21 protein-coding genes and 1 other RNA gene are annotated in these 23,960 nt (G+C 64.9%); 4 read left to right on the top strand and 18 right to left on the bottom strand.

What is annotated here, in order from left to right; genetic code table 11:
* Positions 1-12 precede the first annotated feature (12 nt).
* From GDR53_RS14730 to katG, 14 genes are all read right to left on the bottom strand, one after another.
* Positions 13-1,722: a peptidoglycan D,D-transpeptidase FtsI family protein gene (locus GDR53_RS14730; RefSeq protein ID WP_193335216.1), complete on the bottom strand. Its 1,710-nt coding sequence runs from the start codon at positions 1,720-1,722 to the stop codon at positions 13-15.
* Positions 1,722-2,105, bottom strand: a complete 384-nt coding sequence (gene ftsL, locus GDR53_RS14725; RefSeq protein ID WP_193335215.1) for a cell division protein FtsL — start codon at positions 2,103-2,105, stop codon at positions 1,722-1,724. The genes GDR53_RS14730 and ftsL overlap by 1 nt, the downstream gene beginning before the upstream one ends.
* Complete coding sequence (gene rsmH, locus GDR53_RS14720) at positions 2,102-3,100, bottom strand: 16S rRNA (cytosine(1402)-N(4))-methyltransferase RsmH (RefSeq protein WP_210321340.1); 999 nt, start codon at positions 3,098-3,100, stop codon at positions 2,102-2,104. Before rsmH ends, ftsL begins: the two co-directional genes overlap by 4 nt.
* A 153-nt stretch (positions 3,101-3,253) precedes the next feature.
* Positions 3,254-3,511 (bottom strand): BrnA antitoxin family protein, encoded by a 258-nt coding sequence (locus GDR53_RS14715; RefSeq protein WP_232846636.1) that lies wholly within the window; start codon positions 3,509-3,511, stop codon positions 3,254-3,256.
* Complete coding sequence (locus tag GDR53_RS14710; protein ID WP_193335212.1) at positions 3,501-3,758, bottom strand: BrnT family toxin; 258 nt, start codon at positions 3,756-3,758, stop codon at positions 3,501-3,503. The genes GDR53_RS14715 and GDR53_RS14710 overlap by 11 nt, the downstream gene beginning before the upstream one ends.
* 111 nt (positions 3,759-3,869) lie before the next feature.
* Positions 3,870-5,150, bottom strand: a complete 1,281-nt coding sequence (locus GDR53_RS14705; RefSeq protein WP_193335211.1) for a saccharopine dehydrogenase family protein — start codon at positions 5,148-5,150, stop codon at positions 3,870-3,872.
* Between the two features lie 40 nt (positions 5,151-5,190).
* Complete coding sequence (locus GDR53_RS14700; RefSeq protein ID WP_193335210.1) at positions 5,191-6,291, bottom strand: carboxynorspermidine decarboxylase; 1,101 nt, start codon at positions 6,289-6,291, stop codon at positions 5,191-5,193.
* Positions 6,292-6,443: 152 nt separating this feature from the next.
* Positions 6,444-6,835, bottom strand: an RNA gene (gene rnpB, locus GDR53_RS14695) — RNase P RNA component class A.
* 47 nt (positions 6,836-6,882) lie between these two features.
* Complete coding sequence (locus GDR53_RS14690; protein ID WP_193335209.1) at positions 6,883-7,623, bottom strand: TerB family tellurite resistance protein; 741 nt, start codon at positions 7,621-7,623, stop codon at positions 6,883-6,885.
* Between the two features lie 128 nt (positions 7,624-7,751).
* Entirely contained in the window at positions 7,752-8,612 is an 861-nt protein-coding gene (locus tag GDR53_RS14685) for a hypothetical protein (RefSeq protein ID WP_193335208.1), read from the bottom strand.
* Positions 8,613-8,922: 310 nt separating this feature from the next.
* Positions 8,923-9,819, bottom strand: a complete 897-nt coding sequence (gene metF, locus GDR53_RS14680) for a methylenetetrahydrofolate reductase [NAD(P)H] (RefSeq protein ID WP_193335207.1) — start codon at positions 9,817-9,819, stop codon at positions 8,923-8,925.
* Positions 9,820-9,833: 14 nt separating this feature from the next.
* A complete protein-coding gene (locus tag GDR53_RS14675; protein ID WP_193335206.1) occupies positions 9,834-10,784 on the bottom strand; it encodes an ArsR/SmtB family transcription factor in 951 nt (316 codons plus the stop codon).
* Between the two features lie 153 nt (positions 10,785-10,937).
* Positions 10,938-12,068 (bottom strand): DUF2336 domain-containing protein, encoded by a 1,131-nt coding sequence (locus tag GDR53_RS14670; protein ID WP_193335205.1) that lies wholly within the window; start codon positions 12,066-12,068, stop codon positions 10,938-10,940.
* A 203-nt stretch (positions 12,069-12,271) separates the two neighbouring features.
* Positions 12,272-14,485, bottom strand: coding sequence for a catalase/peroxidase HPI (gene katG, locus GDR53_RS14665; protein WP_193335204.1), 2,214 nt, complete (start codon positions 14,483-14,485; stop codon positions 12,272-12,274).
* 95 nt (positions 14,486-14,580) lie between these two features.
* Between katG and GDR53_RS14660 the strand changes: the two genes are divergently transcribed.
* Positions 14,581-15,480 carry a hydrogen peroxide-inducible genes activator gene (locus tag GDR53_RS14660; protein WP_193335203.1) on the top strand — a complete coding sequence of 300 codons (900 nt, stop codon included), beginning with the start codon at positions 14,581-14,583 and terminating at the stop codon, positions 15,478-15,480.
* Here GDR53_RS14660 and rarD read toward each other — a convergent pair.
* On the bottom strand, positions 15,477-16,439 hold the full coding sequence (gene rarD / locus GDR53_RS14655) for an EamA family transporter RarD (RefSeq protein WP_193335202.1): 963 nt from the start codon (positions 16,437-16,439) through the stop codon (positions 15,477-15,479). The genes GDR53_RS14660 and rarD overlap by 4 nt on opposite strands.
* Positions 16,440-16,655: 216 nt before the next feature.
* Here rarD and GDR53_RS14650 point away from each other — a divergent pair, with 216 nt between their 5' ends.
* A complete protein-coding gene (locus tag GDR53_RS14650; protein ID WP_193335201.1) occupies positions 16,656-17,105 on the top strand; it encodes a host attachment protein in 450 nt (149 codons plus the stop codon).
* 144 nt (positions 17,106-17,249) lie between these two features.
* Here the strand turns inward: GDR53_RS14650 and GDR53_RS14645 are convergent, their stop codons facing one another.
* From GDR53_RS14645 to ettA, 3 genes are all read right to left on the bottom strand, one after another.
* Positions 17,250-18,119 carry an alpha/beta fold hydrolase gene (locus GDR53_RS14645; protein ID WP_193335200.1) on the bottom strand — a complete coding sequence of 290 codons (870 nt, stop codon included), beginning with the start codon at positions 18,117-18,119 and terminating at the stop codon, positions 17,250-17,252.
* Positions 18,119-18,400 carry a hypothetical protein gene (locus GDR53_RS14640; protein ID WP_210321339.1) on the bottom strand — a complete coding sequence of 94 codons (282 nt, stop codon included), beginning with the start codon at positions 18,398-18,400 and terminating at the stop codon, positions 18,119-18,121. Before GDR53_RS14640 ends, GDR53_RS14645 begins: the two co-directional genes overlap by 1 nt.
* Positions 18,401-18,490: 90 nt before the next feature.
* Positions 18,491-20,146 carry an energy-dependent translational throttle protein EttA gene (ettA, locus tag GDR53_RS14635; protein ID WP_193335198.1) on the bottom strand — a complete coding sequence of 552 codons (1,656 nt, stop codon included), beginning with the start codon at positions 20,144-20,146 and terminating at the stop codon, positions 18,491-18,493.
* A gap of 135 nt (positions 20,147-20,281) precedes the next feature.
* Between ettA and GDR53_RS14630 the strand changes: the two genes are divergently transcribed.
* Both GDR53_RS14630 and GDR53_RS14625 read left to right on the top strand, forming a co-directional pair.
* Complete coding sequence (locus tag GDR53_RS14630) at positions 20,282-22,471, top strand: AI-2E family transporter (protein ID WP_193335197.1); 2,190 nt, start codon at positions 20,282-20,284, stop codon at positions 22,469-22,471.
* A gap of 114 nt (positions 22,472-22,585) precedes the next feature.
* The gene (locus GDR53_RS14625) at positions 22,586-23,959 is read left to right on the top strand and encodes a M16 family metallopeptidase (RefSeq protein ID WP_193335196.1); all 1,374 of its coding nucleotides are present in this window, start codon (positions 22,586-22,588) and stop codon (positions 23,957-23,959) included.
* Position 23,960: the final 1 nt, after the last annotated feature.

Here is a 23,960-nt window from a genome sequence, read left to right as displayed (position 1 = left end):
TTCTGGATCGATCTATCGGATAACGGACGGAACGAGGTTCTCATCGAGCACCTCGGCAAAATCAGGGGCAATACCCAGCATCGGGGCAACGCGCTGCACGATACGGCCGGTTACTGTGCCGGCATTCCAGCCGGCAGTGGTGCCCGACTGCTCATTTTCGGCCTTGGGCTCGTCCACCATGATGATCATCGCATAGCGCGGGTTATCAAGAGGAAAAGCTGAGCCAAAGAAATTTGTCACCTTGCTGGAAGAGTAGCGGCCATCGACCACCTTCTCGGCGGTGCCGGTCTTGCCGCCGACCCGATAGCCCTGGGCTTCCTTGTTCATCTGCGAGCCCGAGCCTTCCAGCGCATTGAGCCGCATCAGGTAGCGGATCTCGGCGCTGGTCTCGGGCCGGATCACCGGCCGATACAGCGCCTGCGCCTCGGCCAGGTCGCGCTTGTAGAGCGTGGGGGCAATGTAATTGCCGCCATTCACGAAGGCCGCATAGGCCGTCACCATGTGCAGCGGCGATACCGACAGGCCGTGGCCGAACGAGGCCGTCGCGGCGCCGACTTCCGACAGGTCCTTGGGCACGGTGGGCAGCCGCATTTCCGGCAGCTCGAACGGCACGCGGCTGTCAAAACCCATGCGGGTCAAAAAGGCGCGGAAATTGTCCTTGCCCATGGCCTGCATGACGCGGATCGTGCCGATATTGGAGGAATACTTGTAGACCTCCGGCAGGTCCAGGATCCGGTGCTTGCCGTGGAAATCGTCAATGGTGAAGCGGCCGAAGCGGATGCCGAAGCGCGCATCGAACTGGTCGCTGATCTTGACCGCGCCGCTGTCGAGCGCGCCGGCCATGGTCACCGTCTTGAAGATCGAGCCCGGCTCGAAAATGCCGGCGGTGATGCGGTTGAAGCTGTCCTTGACCAGCGCCGAGGCCGGCACATTGGGATCAAAATCGGGCACCGATGCCAGGGCGATGACCTCCCCGGTCATCACGTCGACCATCACCCCGGCCGCCGCGATCGCCGAATAGCGCGTCATGGCGTCCAGCAGCTGCTCGTGCATCACATGCTGCACCCGCATGTCGACGCTGAGCTCGACCGGCGTCAGCGCATTGCCGCGCGCCAGGCCCAGATCCTGCAGCAGGGCGACATTCTCGCCATCCATGTGCCGCTCGATGCCGGCAATGCCCTGGTTGTCGATATTGGTCGAGCCCAGGATATGGCTGGCCTCGCTCATGCCCGGGTAAAAGCGCTTGGACTCGGTGATGAAATCAATGCCGGGAATGCCCAGCCGCATCACGCGATCCTCGATGGTCGGGCTGAGCTCGCGCTGCACCCAGACAAAGCCCTGCTCGCCGGTCAGCCGATTGCGCAGCCAGGTCTCGCTGAGGTCGGGCAGCACCGTGCGCAGCTTGCGCACCGCCTCTTCGACATCGATGATCCGGCGCGGCTCGGCAAACAGCGATGGCACGCGTATATCGACCGCCATTTCCAGCCCGTTGCGATCCAGGATCGGCGGCCGTGTCGCCGTGATCAGGTCGCGTGCCTGGCCTTCAATGGTGGAATCGGTTTCGACGAGGCCGAGTTGCACCAGCCGGGCACCCACCAGGCCAAAGCCCAGCACCAGCGCCAGGATCATCCAGCGGATACGCGCCTGGGTCAGGTTGCCGCGGACCTTGCGGGCGCCATCGAGCGCAATGGTGGGGGCATGGCCCTCGGCAGTGATTGCCATCAGTAAATGCCCTCCAGTTCGAGAATGGCATCGATCGGATCGACACCGGCCTCAAGCGCGGTGAACAGGGAATCCATCGCCGCGCTATTGGGCTTGGCCGGGCGCATCGGCAGGGCGGCAAAGGCGCCGAACTGCTCCTGCCGCACCGGCGCAATATCCAGCGCCAAAGCATGCCGCTTGACGATCGGATCGATATGGCCGGGCTGGCTGAGCACGGCCTCGTCGGCCTTGAGCAGCGACAGCGCGCCCTCCTGCTCGTCGATCTGGGCGATCAGCATGCTGCGTTCGCCGGCCGTGTTCTCGATGGCGAACTTGAGCCCATAGACGCCCGACAGCATCAGCACGCTGGTAAAGATCAGGATGATGTTGAGATTGCGGATCATGCCTGCCGCACCTGCGGTACGCTCAGGCCTTCAAGGCTGAGCGGTCTTGCCGCTTCAGCCGAGCGCGTCGCGGCGCGCAGGATGGCCGAGCGGGCCCGCGGATTGCGGCCCAGCTCGGCTTCGCCGGCCTTGCGCGCCTTGCCGACCTCGATCCAGCGCCGGGCCTCGCCCACCACCTGCGGCAGGTGACGCGACTGCGCCGGCCCGCCCTTGTCGGGGTCAAGGAAGCGCTTGACGATGCGGTCTTCCAGCGAATGAAAGCTCACCACCACCAGCCGCCCGCCCTCGCCCAGCAGGCGCTCGGCGGCAAACAAAGCCTCGACCAGCTGCTCGAACTCGGCATTGACGGCAATGCGCAGCGCCTGGAACGAGCGCGTCGCCGGATGCGCGTCACCCGGCTTGCGGCCAATGGCCTTCTCGATGATCTTTGCCAGTGCCAGCGTGCTCTCGATCGGCGCGGTCTCGCGCGCCGCGGTGATGAACTGGGCAATGCGGCGCGACTTGCGCTCTTCGCCAAAGGCATAGAGCAGATTGGCCAGCTGCTCGGTTTCGAGCCCGTTGACCAGGTCGGCGGCGCTCTCGCCGGTCCCGCTCATGCGCATGTCGAGCGGCCCGTCACGCATGAAGGAAAAGCCGCGCTCGGCCTGGTCGAGCTGCATCGACGATACGCCGATATCGAGCACCACGCCGTCAATGGGGCCATGCGCGGCGGCCAGGCTGTCGAGCTGGGAAAACGTGCCGGGCACGAAGGTGAAGCGCGCGCCGAATTCAGCACTCAGCGCATCGGCAAAGGGCTGCACACTGGGGTCGCGATCAATGGCAATGACGCTGGCGCCGGCCTCGAGCAGCGCGCGCGAATAGCCGCCCGCGCCAAAGGTGCCGTCGACCACGCGCTTGCCGGCCAGCGGCTCAAAGGCAGCCAGCACCTCGTTCAGCAGGACGGGGCGATGCGGGCCGCTCTGGTCACTGGTTTCGGGCATGGAACGCTTGCCCATAAAGGTCACTACTCCGCTACCGGCACACAAAGCCGGCTCGTCAACTCCTCCCACCTTGACCCATGACGCTTAAGATTCTGTTTCCCATGTGGGGTTTGCCGGGGAATTTGAGGAGAGATGGCCATCACACATGACGGCATGGGCCGCGCGGGCTTACAGCCCCACGGCCTTTTTGAGCACGTCGTCGATGCGGGATTGCCAGCCGGGGCCATCGGCTTTGAACCGCTCGACGACTTCGGCAGTCAGCCGGATCGACACCGGCACTTTCTTGGCCGCGGCCTGCGGACCCCTTGTCTTGGGGAAAGCCTTGAGGATGTGCGGCGGCAGGACCTCGTGCGGCGGGCGGGCACGTTTGAAGTCCGCGGCGGTCCATTCCGGGTTGTCTTCGTCAAATTCCGGCTTATCGGACATAGCGCTTAACCTCCTTGTCATGGGCCCGTCTCAAGCTGATGGCGCGAACCCGATCACCGCGCGTGGTGAACGCGAGGCAATAGACAGCACCATCAATGATGCCCCATGCCCGGAACCGGGCTTCGCCATAATCAAACCGAGTGTCGGGCATCACCGCCAGCATGTCGAGATCTCGGGCTCGTCCAAGCGATATCCCATGCTTGGCGCGGTTGACGGCATCCTTGGATGGGTCGAACTCGATCTCCATGACTGTATATACAATTTGCGCCGCGCCAACTCAAGTATATCGTATATACAATGTGCAACAAAAAAGCGGCCGAGGTCACCCCCGGCCGCCTTGCCTCAATCGTCCCTGCCCCTATGCCCGCGTCTTGGCCTTCTGCCGCTCGACGCGGAACTCGGCCGGGTCAAAGGCGCGGTCGCCCTTGGCGTCGCGCAGGCGGGTGGGCAGGCCCATCTGGCCGATCAGCTCGATGAACGGCACAGGCGGCAGTTCCTCGATATTGGCCATGTGGTGGCAGTCCCAGATGCCCTTGGCGATCAGGATGGCCGCCGCCACGACCGGCACGCCGGCGGTATAGGAAATCGCTTGGCTGTTGGTCTCGACATAGGTCTCGGCATGGTCGCAGATATTGTAGATCAGCAGCTCGGCCGCCTGGCCATTGCGCTCGCCCACGATCAGGTCGCCGATAAAGGTCAGGCCGCTATAGTCGGGGGCCAGCGACACCGGATCGGGCAAGACCGCCTTGACCACCTTGAGCGGCACGATCTCGACGCCCTCGGCCGTGGTCACCGGCTGCTCGGAGAGCAGGCCCAGCTTGTTGAGCACGGTAAAGACATTGATGTAGTGGTCGCCAAAGCCCATCCAGAAGCGGATATCGGGCACGTCGAGATTGGCCGAGAGCGAGTGAATCTCGTCATGGCCAGTCAGATAGGTCTTGTGACTGCCCACCACGGGCAGATCGTCCGTGCGGCTGACCTCGAACATGGCATTGGCGGTCCACTGGCTATCCTGCCAGCTCCAGACCGTGCCGGTAAATTCGCGGAAATTGATCTCGGGGTCAAAATTGGTCGCGAAATAGCGCCCATGGTTGCCCGCATTGACGTCGATGATGTCGATGCTGGCAATGGAGTCAAAGTAATGTCGCGCCGCGAGCGCCGCATAGGCATTGACCACGCCCGGATCGAAGCCGGCGCCCAGCACGGCGGTGACCCCCTTGCGCTCGCAGGCCTCGCGGTGTTTCCACTCGTAATTGCCATACCAGGGCGGCGTCTCGCACACCTTGCCCTGCTCCTCATGAATGGCCGTGTCGATATAGGCGGCACCGGTCTCGATGCAGGCCTTGAGCACGCTCATGTTGAGGAAGGCCGAACCGGCATTGATGACGATCTGGCTGCGGGTCTGGGTGATCAGCGCCATGGTGGCGGCCACGTCGAGCGCGTCGAGGCGATGCGCGGCGAGGACACCGGGGCGCTTGAGCGCCTTCTTGTCCAGGATGCCGGCAATGATCGCCTCGGCTTTGGACAGCGTACGCGAGGCAATGTGGATGTCGCCCAGGACATCATTGTGCATGGCGGCCTTAAAAGCAGCGACCTGCGCCACACCTCCGGCACCGATTATCAAAACGTTCTTTTTCAATTGGCACGAAACACCTTTTTGAGGGGAAGGAGATCAGCCTCTAGGAGAGGCTGGCGACGTAATCGGCATACACGAACGCGCGAATGGGCTCGATGGTGCCATTGAGGCGACGGATGGCGATTGTAGGCATGCCGACGCCATTGAACCAGTTTTTCTTGACCATGGTATAGCCGCCCGCATCGAGCAGCGATATGCGGTCGCCGATTGCCAGCGGCGCCGGGAAGGCAAACTCGCCGAACACGTCGCCGGCGAGGCACGATTTGCCCGCGATCTGGTAGCGGTGCGGCCCGCTGTCGGGCGATACGGCGGCGCTCTCGCGATAGATCAGCAGATCAAGCATATGCGCCTCGACGGCACTGTCGACGATCGCCACGGCCTTGCCGGTCTCGATCACGTCGAGCACGCTGACCTCGAGCGTCGTCGTGCCGGTCACCACCGCATCGCCGGGCTCGAGATAGACCTGCACGCCGAATTTGTCGGCAAAAGCCTTGAGCCGCGCCGCCAGCACCTCGATCGGATAACCGTCCGCGGTAAAGGCAATGCCCCCGCCCAGGCTCACCCAGTCGAGCCGCGCCAGCAGGTGTCCCAGCCGGGCCTCGATCGTGTCGAGCAACGCGGAGAAGGCTTCGACCGAGTCATTCTCGCAATTGCAGTGCAGCATGAAGCCGCTGATGCGGTCCATCACGCCCTCGATGCGGGCCAGCTCGGTCTCGCCCAGCCGGCTGAACGGCCGGGCCGGATCGGCCAGGTCGAAATGGGAATGGCTGACACCCGGATTGACCCGCAGCCCGATCGGCATATGGCTGGCCTTGGCGCCGAAGCGCTCGAGCTGGCTCACCGAATTGAAGATGATCTTGTCGGCCGCGGCAATCACCGCATCGATCTCGCCATCGCTATAGGCCACCGAATAGGCGTGGGTTTCCCCGCCGAACTTGTCGCGGCCGAGCTGGACTTCATAGAGCGAGGACGAGGTCGTGCCATCCATGTGCGGAGCGATCTGGGCAAAGGTCGACCAGGTGGCAAAGGCCTTGAGCGCCAGCAGGCACTTGGCGCCCGAGGCGGCGCGCAACAGGTCGATCCGCGCCAGGTTGGCGGCGAGAGCGGCTTCATCGATCAGGTAAAAAGGGGTCGTCAGGCTCATGGCGCTTGTCGGCACTCCGTTGGTCGGCCCGCCAGGAGGCCGCCATCAGGCCGGCAGAATGCGGAGCGCACGGTGTATCGGCCCTCCCCCCTTGATGCAAGGGGCCGCGCCGATGCCCACCATGCGTGCAGCACATGTTGGCAGGCAAGGTAAACGCCAGTTGACCTGTAAGCCGGGTTCTGTAGGGCACGCGCCCTGCGGCGCGTACGTGGTGACCATTCATCTGTGACGCCTGTTGCCAGACGCCTTGTGCAACCAACCCGGATGATCTGGCCTCAAAACCGGCTGGGGCCGAAGCCCCGCGTCATCCCTATTTGGTCTTGCTCCCGGTGGGGTTTACCATGCGGTCCCTGTTGCCAGGCACCCGGTGCGCTCTTACCGCACCCTTTCACCCTTACCCCGGCACGCCGGGGCGGTTTCCTTTCTGTGGCACTTTCCCTGAGGTCACCCTCGCCGGCCATTAACCGGCACCGTGTTTCGATGGAGCCCGGACTTTCCTCCAGCAGCAGGTTACCCCACTGCCAGCGGTCACCCGGTCAACTGGCTGGCGAGGTGTAGAGAGGTATGGGGCGCGCCGTCAAGCGCGGGCCACTAGACCGAGCTCAGCAGCGGCTGCAGCACCGGCTTGCTCAGTGCCTGATAGGCCAGGTTGATGGCCTTCATGCGCGCCGTCGCCACGTCGATCAGCTCCTCGGGCACGCCGCGGGCAATCAGCCGGTCTGGGTGATGCTCGGCGACGAGGCTCCGATAGACCCGCTTGATCTCGTGATCGGGCGCATTGGGCGAGAGGCCCAGCACCGCATAGGGATCGACCCCGGCCTCCAGCCGCACATGCTGGCTGGCCATCTGCTCGAAGCGCACCTCGTCAAAGCCGAAAATGTCGCTGACCGATTTGAGGTAATCCAGCTCGCCCGGATGCACCATGCCATCGGCCGTGGCGATGAAGAACAGGCTGTCGAGCACGTGTTCGAGCGTTTCCGGACTGTCGGCGAAGAAGCGACGCACCTTGCGCGCATAGGCGTCAAAGCCGGCCACGTCCTGCTTGGCCAGGTTGAACACCCGCGCCACCGCCTCTTCATTGCCGTCGGCGATTTCCACCGTGGCGCGGAAGGCGCGCTCTTCCGACGCCGTGACAATGCCATCTGCAACCGCCATCTTGGCGGCCAGGGCGATCAGCGCCAGGGTGAAGGCGGCGTCGCGCCCGCCGGGCAGCCAGGTGTCCGGGTCGAGCGCATTGATCAGCGACCCGGCCAGGCCCGTCCGCTCGCTGAACGAGCCGACAAACTCGGACACTCGCTGCCAGACTGCCGATTTTTCTTCAGGCTTGCGCATGCATAGGAACACTTGATGCCGTGCCTCTTGCGGACGTCACGCCGGCTCCAGAGCCGACGCAACAGGAGTCGACACACTAGTCACTCCCGGCGCCCCGGTCCACCATGCCGGGTGCATGGGCGCTGTGCTTAGTTCACAAAAGGGAAAACCGGCTGCACGACAGGGCCGATCAGGCGATCGCCGCGCCGTGGGCCATTGGGGCCCTCATCGAGGAAAAAGCCATCCTCGTCATAGTCGGGGGGGACCACGGCAACGCCCTGCCGCCGGGCCAGGAACTCTGACAGCGGGCCGCTTTCCCAGTCCTGCAGGTCGCCATAGGTCACCGTGGCGCTCGAGCGCGGATTGAGGCCAGGGCCGACCTGGATGGCCCGCGTGCGGGTCGCACCCTCGACGATCAGCACGGGCTCGGGCCGCATCGACAAGGGCATTGGCATGGGCGCCACCTTTGCCGGCGTCAGCGCTGCGGTGACCACTGGATCGGTCTGGACGGGCGCGACGGCGACGGTTGCCGGTGCGCCGGCGGGCGTGGGGGCTGGGGGAACCGCGGCAGCAGGCGCCGACGCAACAGGAGGCTGTGGCGTCGAGGCCGGCGCCCCGGCGCCGGTAATATAGGAAGGCAAAGCGCGGCCGGACTGCAGATAGCCATCCACGATGTCGCCCTGGCCAGTGGCTTGCGCCGCTGGCTTGGCTGCTACTGGCGCAACAGCTGCGGTCTGCACCGGCGCGGCAGGCGCTGCCGGGGCAACCACCGGAGCAGTGACCGGCACAGCCGCAACCGGCTGGACCACGGGTGCAGCGGGGCGCTGGCTCAGCGGCACGGGCACGGGCGCGACGGCCGCAACGGGCTCGATCATGGCAATCTGCGCTGTTGCGGCGTTGGGGCCATCGCCCATCAGCTGCCCGGTGACCAGATCGGCCAGCGGGATCCCGACAACAAGAACAACCCCGGCCCAGGCCAGGCCATTGGTGATGCGGCGGTCAATCTGCATGGTCATACGTCCCGATTTGCTCCGCCCTCATGAGGCGAATGAGCCGGATTTTCGTGGCCATTTTATGAAATGGCCCCTCACCCCAGCAATGTCACCCTTGAGCTGAACCGAAGCTGAATGACGCTTTTCAGGCTTCCAACCGCGCGGGCCGAGAGCGAATGGCACCAGAACAGGGTGAACGCAAGGTTAATCGTGGATGCTGGTTACCACGCCTGTCGAGATTGTGAGCGCACACACGCGCCCACCGGGACCGTCGTCGCGTCGATCATCACCCGCCCCGCGCCGCAAGGACAGGCGGCTTCGACATGCTTTATTCGGGCCGCCGCCCCAGGATCCGTCCCAGCGCCAGCGCCAGTGGCGAGCGGTTATGGGTATAGATGTGGAACTCCGTCACGCCCTCGTCGAGCAGTTCGGTGACCTGCTCGGCCGCCACGGCCGAAGCGACCAGCGCGTGGGTTTCCGGCTCCTCGTCGAGCCCGTCAAAGCGCTCGGCCAGCCAGGCCGGGATCGCCGTGCCGCAGCGCCCGGCAAAGCTGGCGATCTGCTTGAAATTGTGGATCGGCTGGATGCCCGGCACGATCGGCGCGGTAATGCCGGCCGCCCGTGCCCGCTCGAGATAGCGCAGGTAATCGCCATTGGAGAAGAACATCTGCGTGATGGCCCGGTCGGCGCCGGCATCGATCTTGCGCTTGAGATTGTCGATCTCTTCGGCCCAGGTCGCGCTTTGCGGATGCTTTTCCGGATAGGCGGATACCGAAATATCGAAATCGGCAAGGCGGCGCAGCCCGCCCACCAGGTCCGCGGCATTCTGATAGCCCTGCGGATGCGGGGTAAAGGGCTGTCCCACGCCTTCCGGCGGATCGCCGCGCAGCGCCACGATGCGGTTGATCCCGGCCGCCTGGTAGCCGCGCACCACGGCATCGACCTCATCCCGGCTCGCCCCGACACAGGTCAGGTGCGCCGCCGCGTCGACGCCGGTCTGGTTCTTGATCGAGGCCACCATGCGCAGCGTCCGCTCGCGCGTCGTGCCGCCGGCGCCATAGGTCACCGAGACAAAGCGCGGCTTGAGCGGCGCCAGCTTGTGCACGCTGTCCCAGAAGCGCTCTTCCATCGCATCGGTCTTGGGCGGAAAGAACTCGAAGGAGATCTGCAGCTCGGCGCGCTGGTCCGCGGTCTGCCGGCTGGCCCGCACATTGTCGTCGATCATCAATTCGGTTCCGTTCACAGAGGGGTGCTGAGGCGCCAGAGGCAGACCGTCAGGCCACGTTCAGTATTGGCGCTGGGAAATTCCTCGACCCCGGCGACGGTGAGGCCGGCGGCCGCAGCCCAGCCGGCCATCTGCGCCGACGACAGGCCCAGCCGGCGATGCGCATGCTCGCTGCGCAGGAATTCGAGATCATGCGGCGCAAAATCGACGATCAGCATCGTCCCGCCCGGCGCCAGCAGCCGGCGCGCCTGCGCCAGCATGCGGCCCGGATCGTCGAAATAGTGCAGCACCTGATGGATGACGATGACCTCGGCCGGCCCCAGCGAGACGTCCAGATCGCCGATATCGCCCAGCCGCACCTGCGCCTGCCCGATCCCGGCACTGGCCAGGCGCGCCCGCGCCACCGCCAGCATTTCGCGGCTGGAATCGACACCAAAGCCGTGCCGGTATGAACCGGCCAGCACTTCGAGCATGCGCCCGGTGCCGGTACCCAGATCGATCAGCGTCTCGACCTTGCGCCCGCCCAGGGCTGCCACCACTGCGGCCTCCACGGCCTCTTCGGGCACCTGCAGGGTCTTGAGCAGGTCCCAGCTGCTGGCCACGGTCGCAAAATAGGCCGAGGCCTGCGCCTGCTGGCTCTCGCGCACCGCCGCCTGCCGGGCAATGTCGCGCCGGCGCTCGGTATCGTTTTCGTCGAGCCGGGCGATCAGCCAGGCGGCCAGTTCGGCCCCGTCGCCCTGCTGGGCCAGGCCATAATAGGCCCAGGCGCCCTCGGCATTGCGCCGCACCAGCCCGGCATCGGCCAAAAGCTTGAGATGACGCGACACCCGCGGCTGGCTCTGGTTGAGAATTTCCGTGAGGTCCTTGACCGAATGGTCGCCATCGGCGAGCAAGGCCAACAGGCGCACCCGGGTTCCCTCACCCGCCGCCTTGAGCACCCCCACCAATTCCGCCAGTTCCGCCAAAGCACCCTCGCACGAGATATAAAGATGTCTTTATATCCGGTTTTTTGTCGGGGTCCAGCGGGAACTTGCACGCGCTGCCCTGACCACACGAAATCGCCGCCCCCGGTTCAATGGCCAAGGGCGGCGCTATGCATCAGGCAGCGGCAGGATCGATCAGCCCTGCGCAGCCAGGCGTTCTTCGGTCACGGCGCGCTTGCGGAAGGCATGCGCCCGCCACAGCTCGAAAATGCCCATGGCCTCCTCCCGGTCCAGCGCATCAAAGCGGCTGACCACCATCTTGATATCGTCCTGGCTGGGCAGGTCGCGCCACGGCAGCGTGGCGACAATGGCCTCGAACAGGTCAGGCGCCAGGCCCGCGGCCTTGAGCGCCACGGTGACGGCAACATAGTCCTGGCTGGCCAGCCATTTGACGAAGACTTCCGGCTTGACCTGCAGGATCACCGTCAGCGCCGCGGCGGCGTGGTGGCCATAGCCGAAACGGGCAAAGCGTGTCAGCGCGCGCTCATTGAGCTGCTTGCGGTCGCTCAGCGCCTTGACCTGGTTATAGGCCACCTTCCACTCGGTGGAGGAAAAGCCGGCGCGGTTGCGCATGCGGTTATAGACGACGGCATTGACCTTGCCGGCCGTAACCGGATCGAAGCGCCGGTCGATCTCGCCCAGGGTCTCGAGCACCTTGCTGGCGACATCATCGATTTCCCCGCGCAGCGAGTTCCAGTCGATATCGCTTCGGCCGCGCAGGTCGGCAGCAATTTCGCTGTCCTTGGTGGCGCGCTCCACCAGCTTTTCCAGCGTCCCCTTCTGCAGCTGGGCATTGGCATTGCGCACCAGGCGCACCACCGAACTGGTCTGGCCATGGTCGACAATCGCCTCGCCCACCCGGTCGGCCACCGTATAGCGGCTGGCAATGGCCTCGCGATGCTGCTCGCTCTGATGGGTGATGATGTCGATCAGGTCGTCATCGGACAGCACATTGGAAAACTGCAGCAGCGGGCGGGCGACCTCGATATCGTCATTGGCCAGCTTGACCACCACCGTGCCGGGCGCGCGGTCGAGCTTGGCCAGGATCTTGGCGACATGGGCCCGTGCCTCGATCTCGACGAACTCGGCCAGCTGGCACAGCACCTCGTCATACTGGGCGACCTGGTCATCGTCGCAGCGGTCCGACACATAGCTGAACAGCTCGGCCATATTGCGGAACAATTGCTCACGCTCGGAGTGATTGGCGTCGCCGTTCAGCACGCGAAAGCTGGAAAACGCCCGCTGTCCTTCGTCAAGCTCGCTCATGGTCTGCTCCCGGCTTCTGCCGTCATCTGGAGGTCCACGATGACCCGATATCAGCTTTCAGCCGCTGAACATGTGCGGCGACAATTGATTCAATATTGAGCGACCGCAGCCAAACCGGCGCGCCACGGGAACAAAAACGCCCCGGCGGACGAACCACCGGGGCGGGATTTCTTGTCGTCACAGCCGGCCCGAAGGCCGGCCCGTTAGGCCTGGCGCGCGAAGCGATCGGCTTCCATCACCTTGCTCCAGGCCTTGACGAAGTCATGCGCGAACTTCTCGCGGGCATCGAACTGGCCGTAGACTTCCGCCACGGCGCGCAGCTGCGAATGCGAGCCGAAGATCAGGTCGACCCGTGTGGCGGTCCACTTGACCGCGCCGCTGATGCGGTCACGGCCCTCATAGACCCCCTCGCCTTCCGCCGTCTCGTGCCACTGCGTGCCCATGTCGAGCAGGTTGAGGAAGAAGTCATTGCTGAGCACTTCCGCATTGTGGGTGAAGACGCCGTGCTTGGCCCCGTTGTAATTGGCACCCAGCACGCGCAGCCCGCCCACCAGCACCGTCATTTCCGGCGCCGTCAGCCGCAGCAGCTGCGCCTTGTCGACCAGCGCCTCTTCGGGCTGCATGAACTGCCGCCCGCTCAGATAATTGCGGAAGCCGTCGGCGCGTGGCTTGAGCGCCTCAAAGGACGGTGCATCGGTCTGCTCCTCTGACGCATCCATGCGACCCGGCGTGAACGGCACGTCAACGGCCATGCCGCCGGCGCGTGCCGCCTTTTCGATGGCCGCGGCACCCGCCAGCACGATCAGATCGGCCAGCGAGATCTTCTTGCCGCCGCTCTGCGCGTCGTTGAACGCGCTCTGGATGCCGGTCAGTACGTCGAGCACCTTGGCCAGCTGTGCCGGCTGGTTGACTTCCCAGTCCTTCTGCGGGGCGAGGCGAATGCGGGCGCCATTGGCCCCGCCGCGCTTGTCCGAACCGCGGAAGGTGGCGGCCGAGGCCCAGGCCGTCGACACCAGTTCGCCGACTGTCAGGCCCGAAGCCAGGATCTTGGACTTGAGCGCCGCAACATCGCTGGCATCGACCAGCTCATGGTCGACCGCCGGAATCGGGTCCTGCCAGATCAGCTCTTCGGTCGGCACTTCCGGCCCGAGATAGCGCACCTTGGGGCCCATGTCGCGATGGGTCAGCTTGAACCAGGCGCGGGCAAAGGCGTCGGCGAACTGATCGGGATTCTCGTAGAAGCGGCGCGAAATCGGCCCGTAGATCGGGTCAAAGCGCAGCGCCAGATCGCTGGTCAGCATGGTCGGCCGCTGCTTCTTGTTGGGATCAAAGGCGTGCGGCACGTCGGCCTCGGCATCCTTAGCAACCCACTGCTTGGCGCCGGCCGGGCTCTGCGTCAGCTCCCACTCGAACTTGAACAGGTTGTCGAAGAAGTGGTTGCTCCAGCGCGTCGGCGTCTGCGTCCAGGTCACTTCCGGGCCGCCGGTAATGGCGTCGGCGCCAAAGCCGGTGCCATGCTTGGAAATCCAGCCAATGCCCTGGTTCTCGAGCTCGGCGCCTTCCGGCTCCGGTCCGATCAGCGAGGGATCGCCCGCGCCGTGGGTCTTGCCGAAGGTATGGCCGCCGGCGATCAGCGCCACGGTCTCTTCGTCATTCATGGCCATGCGGGCAAAGGTGTCGCGGATATCGCGGGCCGAGGCGATCGGATCGGGATTGCCGTTCGGGCCTTCGGGATTGACATAGATCAGGCCCATCTGCACGGCGCCGAGACGCTCGTCGAGCTGACGCTCGCCGCTATAGCGCGCATCGCCCAGCCAGGTGCCCTCGGGGCCCCAATAGAGCTCTTCGGGCTCCCACACATCGGCGCGGCCGCCGGCAAAGCCGAATGGCGTAAAGCCCATGGTTTCGAGCGCGACATTGCCCGTCAGCACCATCAGGTCGGCCCAGGAAATCTTGTTGCCGTATTTCTGCTTGATCGGCCAGATCAGCCGGCGCGCCTTGTCCAGGTTCGCATTGTCCGGCCAGGAATTGAGCGGCGCGAAACGCTGCTGCCCCGCACCGGCGCCGCCACGGCCATCGGTGATGCGATAGGTGCCGGCGCTGTGCCAGGCCATGCGGATGAACAGGCCACCATAGTGCCCGAAATCGGCCGGCCACCAGTCCTGGCTATCGGTCATCAGCGCGGCCAGGTCGGCCTTGAGCGCCGCCAGGTCGAGCGACTTGAACGCTTCGGCATAGCTGAACTCGGGGCCCAGTGGATCGGACAGGGTCGAGTTGTTGTGCAGGATCTGCACGTTAAGCTGCTTGGGCCACCAGTCGCGGTTGCCGCGGGGCGCCGGTGCATGGTTGACCGGGCACTTGCCGCCGCTCTCTGCGGGCGCGCTATCGGTGGTCTGCGGGGCGGTTGCGTCATCCATGGCGGAGTCTCCTGAGCTGTTTGGAACCGTTATAAGGGGGTGACATCCATTAGGCCAATCGATTATTCTTCGCGACTTGATAGGATAAGGTTATAATGCCCATCTCCCTCAAACAGCTGCGCTACGCCGCCGCCGTTGCCCGCACCGGCCATTTCGGCCGTGCCGCAGCCGAATGCAGCGTGTCGCAGCCGGCACTATCGCAGCAGATCATGACGCTTGAGGCTTTGTGCGGCTCGGCGCTGTTCGATCGGCTGCGGACGGGGGCTATCTTGACTCCCTTTGGCCGCGATTTCGTTGATCTGGCGCAAAAAGCCATTGCCGCCGCCGATGCGGTCAACGCCCTGGCGACGGGTCGCAGCGGCCAGCTCGATCGTCCGCTGCGTTTCGGGCTGATCCCCACCGTGGCGCCCTATCTGCTGCCCGAAATCTTCCCGGCGCTGCAGAGCCAGCTGCCGGATCTCGACTTCACCGTCAGCGAAAACCGCACCGAGGCTTTGCTGGCGGGTCTGGTCGACGGCAGTCTGGATATTGCGCTGATCGCCACCGAGCCGCCCGAGCACGGCCCGCGCCTGGTCAGCGCCCCGTTGTTTGAGGATCGCTTCGTGCTGGCCACCGGCCGCAACGAGGCCACCCCTGCCCCGGTATCGCTGGCATCGATCGCCCCCGAGCGCATCCTGCTGCTTGACGAAGGCCACTGCTTCCGCGATCAGACCATCGCCGCCTGCAACCTGGCCAGCGACACCAGTCCGCGCACCTTTGCCGCGACATCGCTCTCGACCATTGTCGAATTCGTGGCCAATGGTCAGGGCGTGACGCTGCTGCCCCAGATCGCCCTGCGCAAGGAAGCCACCGATCCGCGCATCATCATTCACCCGCTGGCAGCCGATGCCGGGCGCCTGCTGCGCCTGGTCTGGCGCGAGGCCACCCCCTTCGCCCCCACCTTTGCCCGCATTGCCGAAGTGATCCGGGCCACGCGGCAACCCAACGCAAGCTAGCTGACCGGCGTCGCCACTACCCGCTTGCGCCGGGCAAAGCTGTCATAGCTGAACACCGCCAGCGACAGCCAGATCAGCGCGAAGCTGAGCAGGCGCAACCCGTTGAGGTGTTCGCCAAACACGGTGATGGCCAGCACGAACTGGATCGAGGGCGCCAGATACTGGAACATGCCGATCGTCGTCAGCCGCAGCCGCCGCACCGCAAAGGCAAACAGCAGCAACGGGATCGTGGTCGCCGGCCCGGTCAGGATCATCAGGGTCATCGACATCGGATCGGCATGGATCCCCGGCCCCCAGGTGACGATATTGTAGATGACATAGGCCAGCGCCACCGGCGCCAGCATGGCCGTCTCCGCGAACAGCCCGCTGGCCGGCCCCAACTGCGCCGTCTTGCGGAAATAGCCGTAAAAGCCGAATGACAGCGCCAGCCCGAGCGCGATGAACGGCACGCTGCCCAGCCCCACCGCCTGGATGGCGATGGCCACCACGGCAATGCCGATCGACAGCGTCTGCAGCTTGTTCTGCCGCTCGCCCAGCAGCAGCATGCCCATGGCCACATTGACCATCGGGTTGATGAAATAGCCAAAGCTGGCCTCCAGCACCTGGCCCGTCTCCACCGCCCAGACATAGAGCAGCCAGTTGGCGGCCAGCAGGACCGCGGTCATCAGCGTCACCAGCGCGCGCCGGCGGTCGGCAAACAGCGCCCGCACATCGCCAAAGCCGCCCCGGAACGCCAGGATGCCCGCCAGCAGCAGCAGCGACCAGACGATCCGCTCCGCCACGATCATCACCGAGCCGGCACCCTCGATGGCCTTGAACAGCAGCGGCAGAAAGCCCCACAGCAGATAGGCCGCCAGCGCCGCCAGGGCGCCGTTGCGCGCATCGTGGGGAGAAACACCACCAGGCGCGGCAAGCTGGGCCGGTGCCAGGGCTTCGGGAGCTGATTCAGGCAAGGACATTGGAAGTCTCCGCGCCGCGCTTGGCGCTTATGCGCCCTGACAGAGGAGCGCGCTCATGCGCCCTGATAGCAGGGCCGGCGCGCGCCGACCAATCAGAGTTCGTGATCCCACCCATCTTGCAATGGCCATGTTGGAAGACGACGTTGAGGGAGGGGGAGGCAGCTGGCGTCCCCTTGGCATGTGCCAATCCGACCCAATCAGCAGCAGGAGTCCACCATGAAAAAGACGGTCACTTGGATCTTGATCGCCGACGGCGCCCAGGCGCGCGTTCTGGAGAACACCGGTCCGGGCAAGGGCCTGCAGCAGGTGCAGGGGCTGGACTGGTCCATGGAACCGCTTCAGGCGCAGGACATTCAGGCCGACCGTCCGGGGCGCAGCTTCTCCTCCGCCGGCTCGGGCCGCAGTGCCATGGAGCCCAAGACCGACCCGGTGGAATATCGCGAGACCGAGTTCTGCAAATCGCTGGCGGCGACCCTGGATCGCAAGCAGCAGGACGGCGCCTTTGACCGGCTGATCGTCGTCGCCGCGCCGATCGCCCTGGGCGATATCCGCAAAGCCATGACGCCCAATGTCAAAAAGACCATTCTGGCCGAACTCGACAAGGACCTGACGAACACGCCCACCGCCCAGCTGGCCCAGCACCTGGACGGCATCATCGCCGCCTGATTGTGCTGACGCCGCAAGGCTTTGAATAATGCAGCCGATTCAGCAGCCAATGCTGTTGAATCGGCTTTTCAATATCTTGAATCTGTATTTGAACATCTTGAATCAGGTGCGCAATTAATTGAATTGGCACCAGAGCCGGTCAGGCTAATCCTCTGAATCATCTTCTGATTCTGCTTCCGATCCGCCCTCGATCGCGTCGAGGAACTGCAGCAGCATGGAATTGACCAGGTCCGGCCGCTCCAGCGTGGGAATATGCGCCACATTCTCCAGCACCGCGGCAAAGGCATTGGGCATTTCTTCGCTCAGGTGCTCGTGCCGGTCGATCAGCGCGGTGAAATCCTGGTCGCCGACCAGCAGGAGACTCGGCGCAGCGATCTCGGCCACCCGCTGCCAGGCATTGGGCGGCCGCACTTCGCCACCCAGGTCCGGCTTGTTCAGCGCCAGGCTGTTCATCTCCAGGAACAGCGCCCGCGCGTCCCCGCCGACCCGGCCGCTCTGCGCCCGCGGCCCGTCGAGCCATTCATGCGCCTGCACCTTGTTGAGCATGTCGCGGTCGCCGCGCTCGAAGGCATCCTCTTCGGCCGCCTCGATCATCGCCTCGGCTTCGGTCGTGCTCCAGGGCGCCCCGGTCACCGAGGTGCCGATCAGCACCAGGCCGATCACGCGGCCCGGATGACGCAGCGCAAAATCAATCGCCAGCCCGCCGCCCAGCGAACAGCCCACCAGTACGGCGGCATGAATGCCGAACTCTTCGAGCAGCGCCTCGAGGTCCTCGACATGGCCGAACTTTTCGTCGGCGCTTTCCGTCTCGCCATAGCCGCGCCGGTCATAGGCGATGGCATGCCAGCCCGCCTCGGCGACCGCCAGCATCTGCTGGCTCCACATCCGCTTGTCACAGACCCCGGCATGCAGGAACACGACCGGCAGGCCCTCGCCGGTTTCGCATCCCGCCAGCGTGGCCGCACCGACCTTTAGCGTAAACGGCTCGAACGCCTCTGGCAGATCGACGGTCATTATTGGGCAACCTGCGCGCAGAAGGCAAAACCGTCCTTGCCGCCAATCCAGCAGCCCGGCGCATCCGCCGCCGGCGTCATCGCGCCCAGTTCCTCGGGATAAAGCGCCTCGGCCTCCCCGATATAGCCCAGCCCCTCGCTCTCGCTGACCAGGGCAAAGGCAAACACCCGCCCGTCCGGCAGCGCAAAGGTCAGTCCGCCGCCATCATGGGCCAGCTCGCAATCAAACGTCTCAAATCCACTCACCGAACACTGCCCCGGCTCGGCCGATGCAGCGCCCACCATTGCACCCCAAATCAGGGCCGTCCCCAAAATCAATATTTTCATACTGTCCCCACAGCAAAAAGGCGGGCTCGTCGCCCGCCTCCAGTCTTACCTTGTCAGCGGCTTGTATGTCGCGCGTTTTGGATTGACCGCATCCGCCCCAAGCCGGCGGATCTTGTCCGCCTCATAGTCCGCGAAATTGCCTTCGAACCATTCGACATGGCTATTGCCCTCGAAGGCCAGCATATGCGTGGCCAGCCGGTCGAGGAACATGCGATCATGGCTGATGATGATGGCGCAGCCGGCAAATTCCTCGAGCGCCTCTTCGAGCGCGGCGAGGGTTTCGGTGTCCAGATCATTGGTGGGCTCATCGAGCAGCAGCACGTTGGAGCCGCTCTTGAGCATCTTGGCCAGGTGCACGCGGTTGCGCTGGCCGCCCGAGAGATTGCCCACCTTCTGCTGCTGGTCGCCGCCCTTGAAGTTGAACGAGCTCGTATAGGCGCGTGAGTTCACCTCGCGCTTGCCCAGCAGGAGGATTTCGTCGCCTTCCGAGATTTCCTGCCATACGGTCTTGTTGGGGTCGAGGCTATCGCGGCTCTGGTCGACATAGCCCATCTTGACCGTGTCGGCGACGGTGACCGTGCCGGCATCGGGGACTTCCTGACCGGTCATCATGCGGAACAGCGTGGTCTTGCCCGCGCCATTGGGGCCGATGATGCCGACAATGCCGCCCGGCGGCACCTTGAAGCTGAGATTGTCGATCAGCAGGCGATCGCCATAGGACTTGGACAACCCCTCGATGTCGATGACGTTCTGCCCCAGCCGCTCGCCGGCCGGAATGATGATCTGCGCGACGCCCGACTGCATGCGGGCCTCGTTGATCTTGACCAGCTCTTCATAGGACTTGAGGCGGGCCTTGGACTTGGACTGGCGCGCCTGCGGCGACTGCCCCATCCATTCGCGCTCGCGATCGAGCACCTTGGCGCGCGCTGCGTCTTCGCTCTTTTCCTGGGCAAAGCGCTTGGCCTTGGCCGTGAGGTAAGCCGAGTAATTGCCCTCATAGGGCACGCCGCGGCCGCGATCGAGCTCGAGGATCCAGCCGGTGACATTGTCGAGGAAGTAGCGATCATGGGTGATGATCAGCACGGCGCCGGCAAATTCGCGCAGGTGGCGTTCCAGCCAGGCGGTGGTTTCGGCATCGAGATGGTTGGTCGGCTCGTCGAGCAGCAGCAGGTCGGGCTTGCTCAGCAGCAGCGCGCACAGCGCCACACGGCGGCGTTCGCCACCCGAGAGCTTGGTCACATCGGCATCGGCCGGCGGGCAGCCCAGGGCTTCCATGGCCACTTCGACCTGGCTTTCCAGATCCCAGAGGTTTTCCGCGTCGATCTGGTCCTGCAGCTTGGATGCCTCGTCGGCGGTCTCGTCCGAATAGTCCATCATCAGCTCGTTATAGCGATCGATGACGGCCTTCTTCTCCTTGACGCCGGTCATGACATTACCCAGCACATTGAGCGCCGGGTCGAGCTCGGGCTCCTGGCTGAGATAGCCCACCTTGGCGCCCTGGGCGACCCAGGCTTCGCCCTGGAATTCGGTGTCGATGCCGGCCATGATCTTGAGCAGGGTCGACTTGCCCGAACCATTGGGACCGAGGACACCAATTTTGGCATCGGGGTAGAAGGACAGGTGGATATTGTCGAGGACCTTCTTGCCGCCGGCATAGGCCTTGGACATTCCGTCCATGTGATAGATGAATTGGCGTGCCATGCGCGTGCTGACCTCTCCGCAGTGTCGAATTTGCCGTCTATGTAGGCCAAGCCGCCCCTCGGGGCAACGTCTGTGCGCAGGATCGGAACGGACCGGGCGGTGCTGCGTTGCTGCAGCCAAGAGGGATCAACTGCCTTGTCACAGCGTCAACTGCCGTTTCCGTCCAGACCATCGCGTCGCCTCAGCGTTTTTGAAAGCGTGGCGACCTTTGCGCTCATTGCGGCGCTGCTTTATCTCGGCGCCGGCATCCTCGTGCCGCTAGTGCTGGCGACGCTGCTTGCCTTTGCCCTGGCGCCGCTGGTCACCTCGCTCAACCGCCGGCTGCACCTGCCCGATCCCATCGCCGTCATCTTCTCGGTGATGCTGGCGCTCACGGCCCTGGGCGGCTTTGCCTACCTGGCCGGTACCCAGGTGATGAAGCTGGGCGTGGAACTGCCCGGCTACCAGGAAACCATTTCCGCCAAGATCGCCGGCCTCCAGGCCCAGTTCGGCGACAACACCATCCTCGACCAGATCAACCATGCCGTTGACGGCTTGAGCCAGCAGGTCAGCGGCCCGCGCGAGACCCTGCCGGGCGCTCCCATTCCGGTGACCATCTCCAACGAGATCGGGCCCCTGAGCATTCTCAGCTCGGTGCTTGGCTCGATCATCGGCCCGGTCGCCACCGTGGCCATCGTCACCGTCTTCCTGATCTTCCTGCTCATGGGTCGCGGCGACCTGCAGGAGCGCTTCATTCGCCTGGTCAGCGGTGGCCGCTATTCCAAGGCCAATATCGCCATCGCCGATGCCAGCCAGCGCGTCGGCCGCTACCTGCTGATCCAGCTGGCGGTCAACACCATCTATGGCACCATCTTTGGCATCGGCCTCTGGCTGATCGGGGTGCCCAGCGCCATGCTCTGGGGCCTGCTGATCATCCTCTTCCGCTACATCCCCTTTGTCGGCGCCCTGATCATCGCCGTGGTCCCCTTCCTGCTCGCCTTTGCCGTCGATCCCGGCTGGAATATGCTGCTGCTTTCGGTCGGCCTGTTCCTGGTACTCGACCTCACCACCGCCAACGTCATCGAGCCCCGTCTCTATGGCTCGAGCACCGGTGTCTCGGCCATCGCCATCCTGCTGTCGGCCATGTTCTGGGCCTCGATGTGGGGCCCCATCGGGCTGATCCTCGCCACGCCCATGACCGTGTGCCTGGTGGTCATCGGCCGGCACCTGCCGCAGTTCCAGTTCCTCGAAACCCTGCTGGGCAGCGAGCCCGTGCTGTCGCCGCCCGAACGGCTCTACCAGCGCATGCTGCGCGGCGCGACCGAGGACGCCATCGAGATGACCGAGGATCACATCGAGGCCCACACCACCGAGCACTATCTCGACGATATCCTGATGCCCGCGCTCCGCCTCGCCAGCAGCGAGCTGGCCGATGGCCCCGAAGCGCTGCCGCAGCGCCGCCAGCTGGTGCAATCCTTCGAGGCCCTGGTCGCCGATGTCGCCAAGGTCGACTGGCCCGAACAGAGCAGCATGCTGCTGATCGGCGGACGCAACGAGATCGACGAATGCGCCGCCACCGTCCTGGGCATCCGCCTTGCCAATGAGGGCATTGCCAGCCGCGTCCTGCCGCCCGTGGCGGTCCGCCAGGAAGCCATCGGCCGGCTCGATCTCGAGGGCGTCGACACCATGGTGCTGGTCTTCATGGGCGACGACATCCGCGCCCAGACCCGTTACGTCGCCCGCCGCATGGCTCGCATGGCCCCCGATGTGCGCATCGTGGTCTGTGTCTTCAACGATCTCAGCACGCCCGAATCGAGCGAAACCCTGCATGTCGACGCCATCTACCGCTCGCTTGACGACGCCGTTGACGGCGTTCTGACCAGTGCGCGCCAGCTCGAAGTCCGCGAGCGCCAGGACAGTGGACGGACCGAACCCTTTGCCGGCGCCGGTCGCGGCGACGACGCCCTCGGCCAGGCCATCCAGCAGCTTGCCGACAGCTTCGAGATTCCCTTCGCCACCATCAACCTGCTGCATGATGACCGCCATGTCGAAGACGAGGCCGCCTTCCGCCTCACCACCATCGTCGCCGAGACCCGCAAGCCGCTGATCGTCCATTCCATGACACCCCATCCCCTGGTGGGTGACAATGCCTATCTGCAGACCAATGGCATCGACCTCTATGCCGCCGTGCCCCTGGTAGTCGAGGATAGCACCTGCGTTGGCGCGCTGGCGCTGCTCGACTACGAAAAGCGCGATTTCAGCCCCGAGGATGTGCTCCGGCTGCAGGAGGCCGCCGAGGATCTGGTGCGGCGTTTTGGCGGCGGCAATGCCGTGCGCGCCGCCTGAACCGCCGCACTCTCGCCGTATCGCCCCCGTACCTGCCGCACTGACGGATAATTGCTTCCCCCTGGGTCGCCATCTCGTCTATCCCTGCCCCATCCATTCCCCGGGAGCCTACCGATGACCACCCGAACTGCCCTGTCCGCCCCCGTGCTGGCATTCACCTGCGCCGCCCTGCTGCTGCAGCCGGCGCTGGCCCAGCCAGCCGCAACGCCGGCGGACAATGCGGTCGAATACTTCGTGCTCGACAATGGCCTTGAAGTGGTGGTGATCCCCGATCACCGGGCCCCGGTCGTCACCCACATGGTCTGGTACAAGGTCGGCAGCGCCGATGAGCCGGCCGGCAAGTCCGGCATTGCCCATTTCTTCGAGCACCTGATGTTCAAGGGCACCGAGCGCCACCCCGCCGGCGCGCTCGACACCGCCGTGTCGGCCCTGGGCGGCAACCTCAATGCCTTCACCACCCCTGACGTCACCGCCTATTTCGAAACCGTCCCCGCCGACGCCCTGGCCCAGATGATGGATTTCGAGGCCGACCGCATGCGCGGCCTGGTGCTGAGCGAAGACGTCATCGGCGCCGAGCGCGACGTGGTGCTCGAGGAGCGCCGCCAGCGCGTTGAATCCAGCCCCCAGGCTTTGCTCACCGAGGAATTCGCCGCCACGCTCTACCAGAACCACCCCTATGGCATTCCCGTCATCGGCTGGATGCACGAGATGGAGCAGCTCAACCGCACCGACGCCGTCGCCTTCTATGATCAGTATTATGCCCCCAACAATGCCGTGCTGGTCGTCGCCGGCGATGTCGATGCCGATACCGTGCGCAGCCTGGCCGAAGCCAGCTATGGCCAGCTCGAGCGCGGCCCCGATCTGCCGCCGCGCGTCCGCACCATCGAGCCCGAGCGCAATACCAGCGCCACCGTCACCCTGAGCGATCCGCGCGTCGGCATCCCCAGCTTCATGCGCTCCTGGCTGGTCCCCACCTATCGCACCGCCGAGCCCGGCGAGGCCGAGGCGCTCGACCTGCTCTCGGAAATCCTCGGCGGCGGCAGCCGCAGCCGCTTCTACCAGGAGCTGGTGGTCAAGACCGGCATCGCCGCCCAGGCCGGCGCCGGCTATGATGGCGGAGCCTATGATCCGAGCGGCTTTTCCATCTATGGCGCGCCCCAGGGCGACAATACCCTGGCCGATGTCGAAGCCGGCGTCGACGCCGAGCTGGCCCGGCTGATCGCCGATGGCGTCACCCAGGAAGAGCTCGACAGCGCCAAGGCGCGCTATCTGCGCGGCATGATCTTTGCCAGCGACGCCCAGCAGAACATGGCCCAGATCTATGGCAGCCAACTGGCCACCGGCGGTACCGTCGAGGACATTGCGCAATGGCCCGACCGCATCCGCGCCGTCACGCCCGAACAGGTACAGGCCGTGGCCGCGCGCTATCTCGATCCCGCCATCGCTGTCACCAGCTATCTGCTGCCGCCCGCCACCGGAGCGCAATAAG

The sequence above is a fragment of the Devosia beringensis genome (assembly GCF_014926585.1).
Lineage (GTDB): Bacteria > Pseudomonadota > Alphaproteobacteria > Rhizobiales > Devosiaceae > Devosia > Devosia beringensis.
The sequence above is the reverse complement of the archived record's forward strand: the minus strand, read 5'-3'. Positions and strand labels throughout refer to the sequence as shown.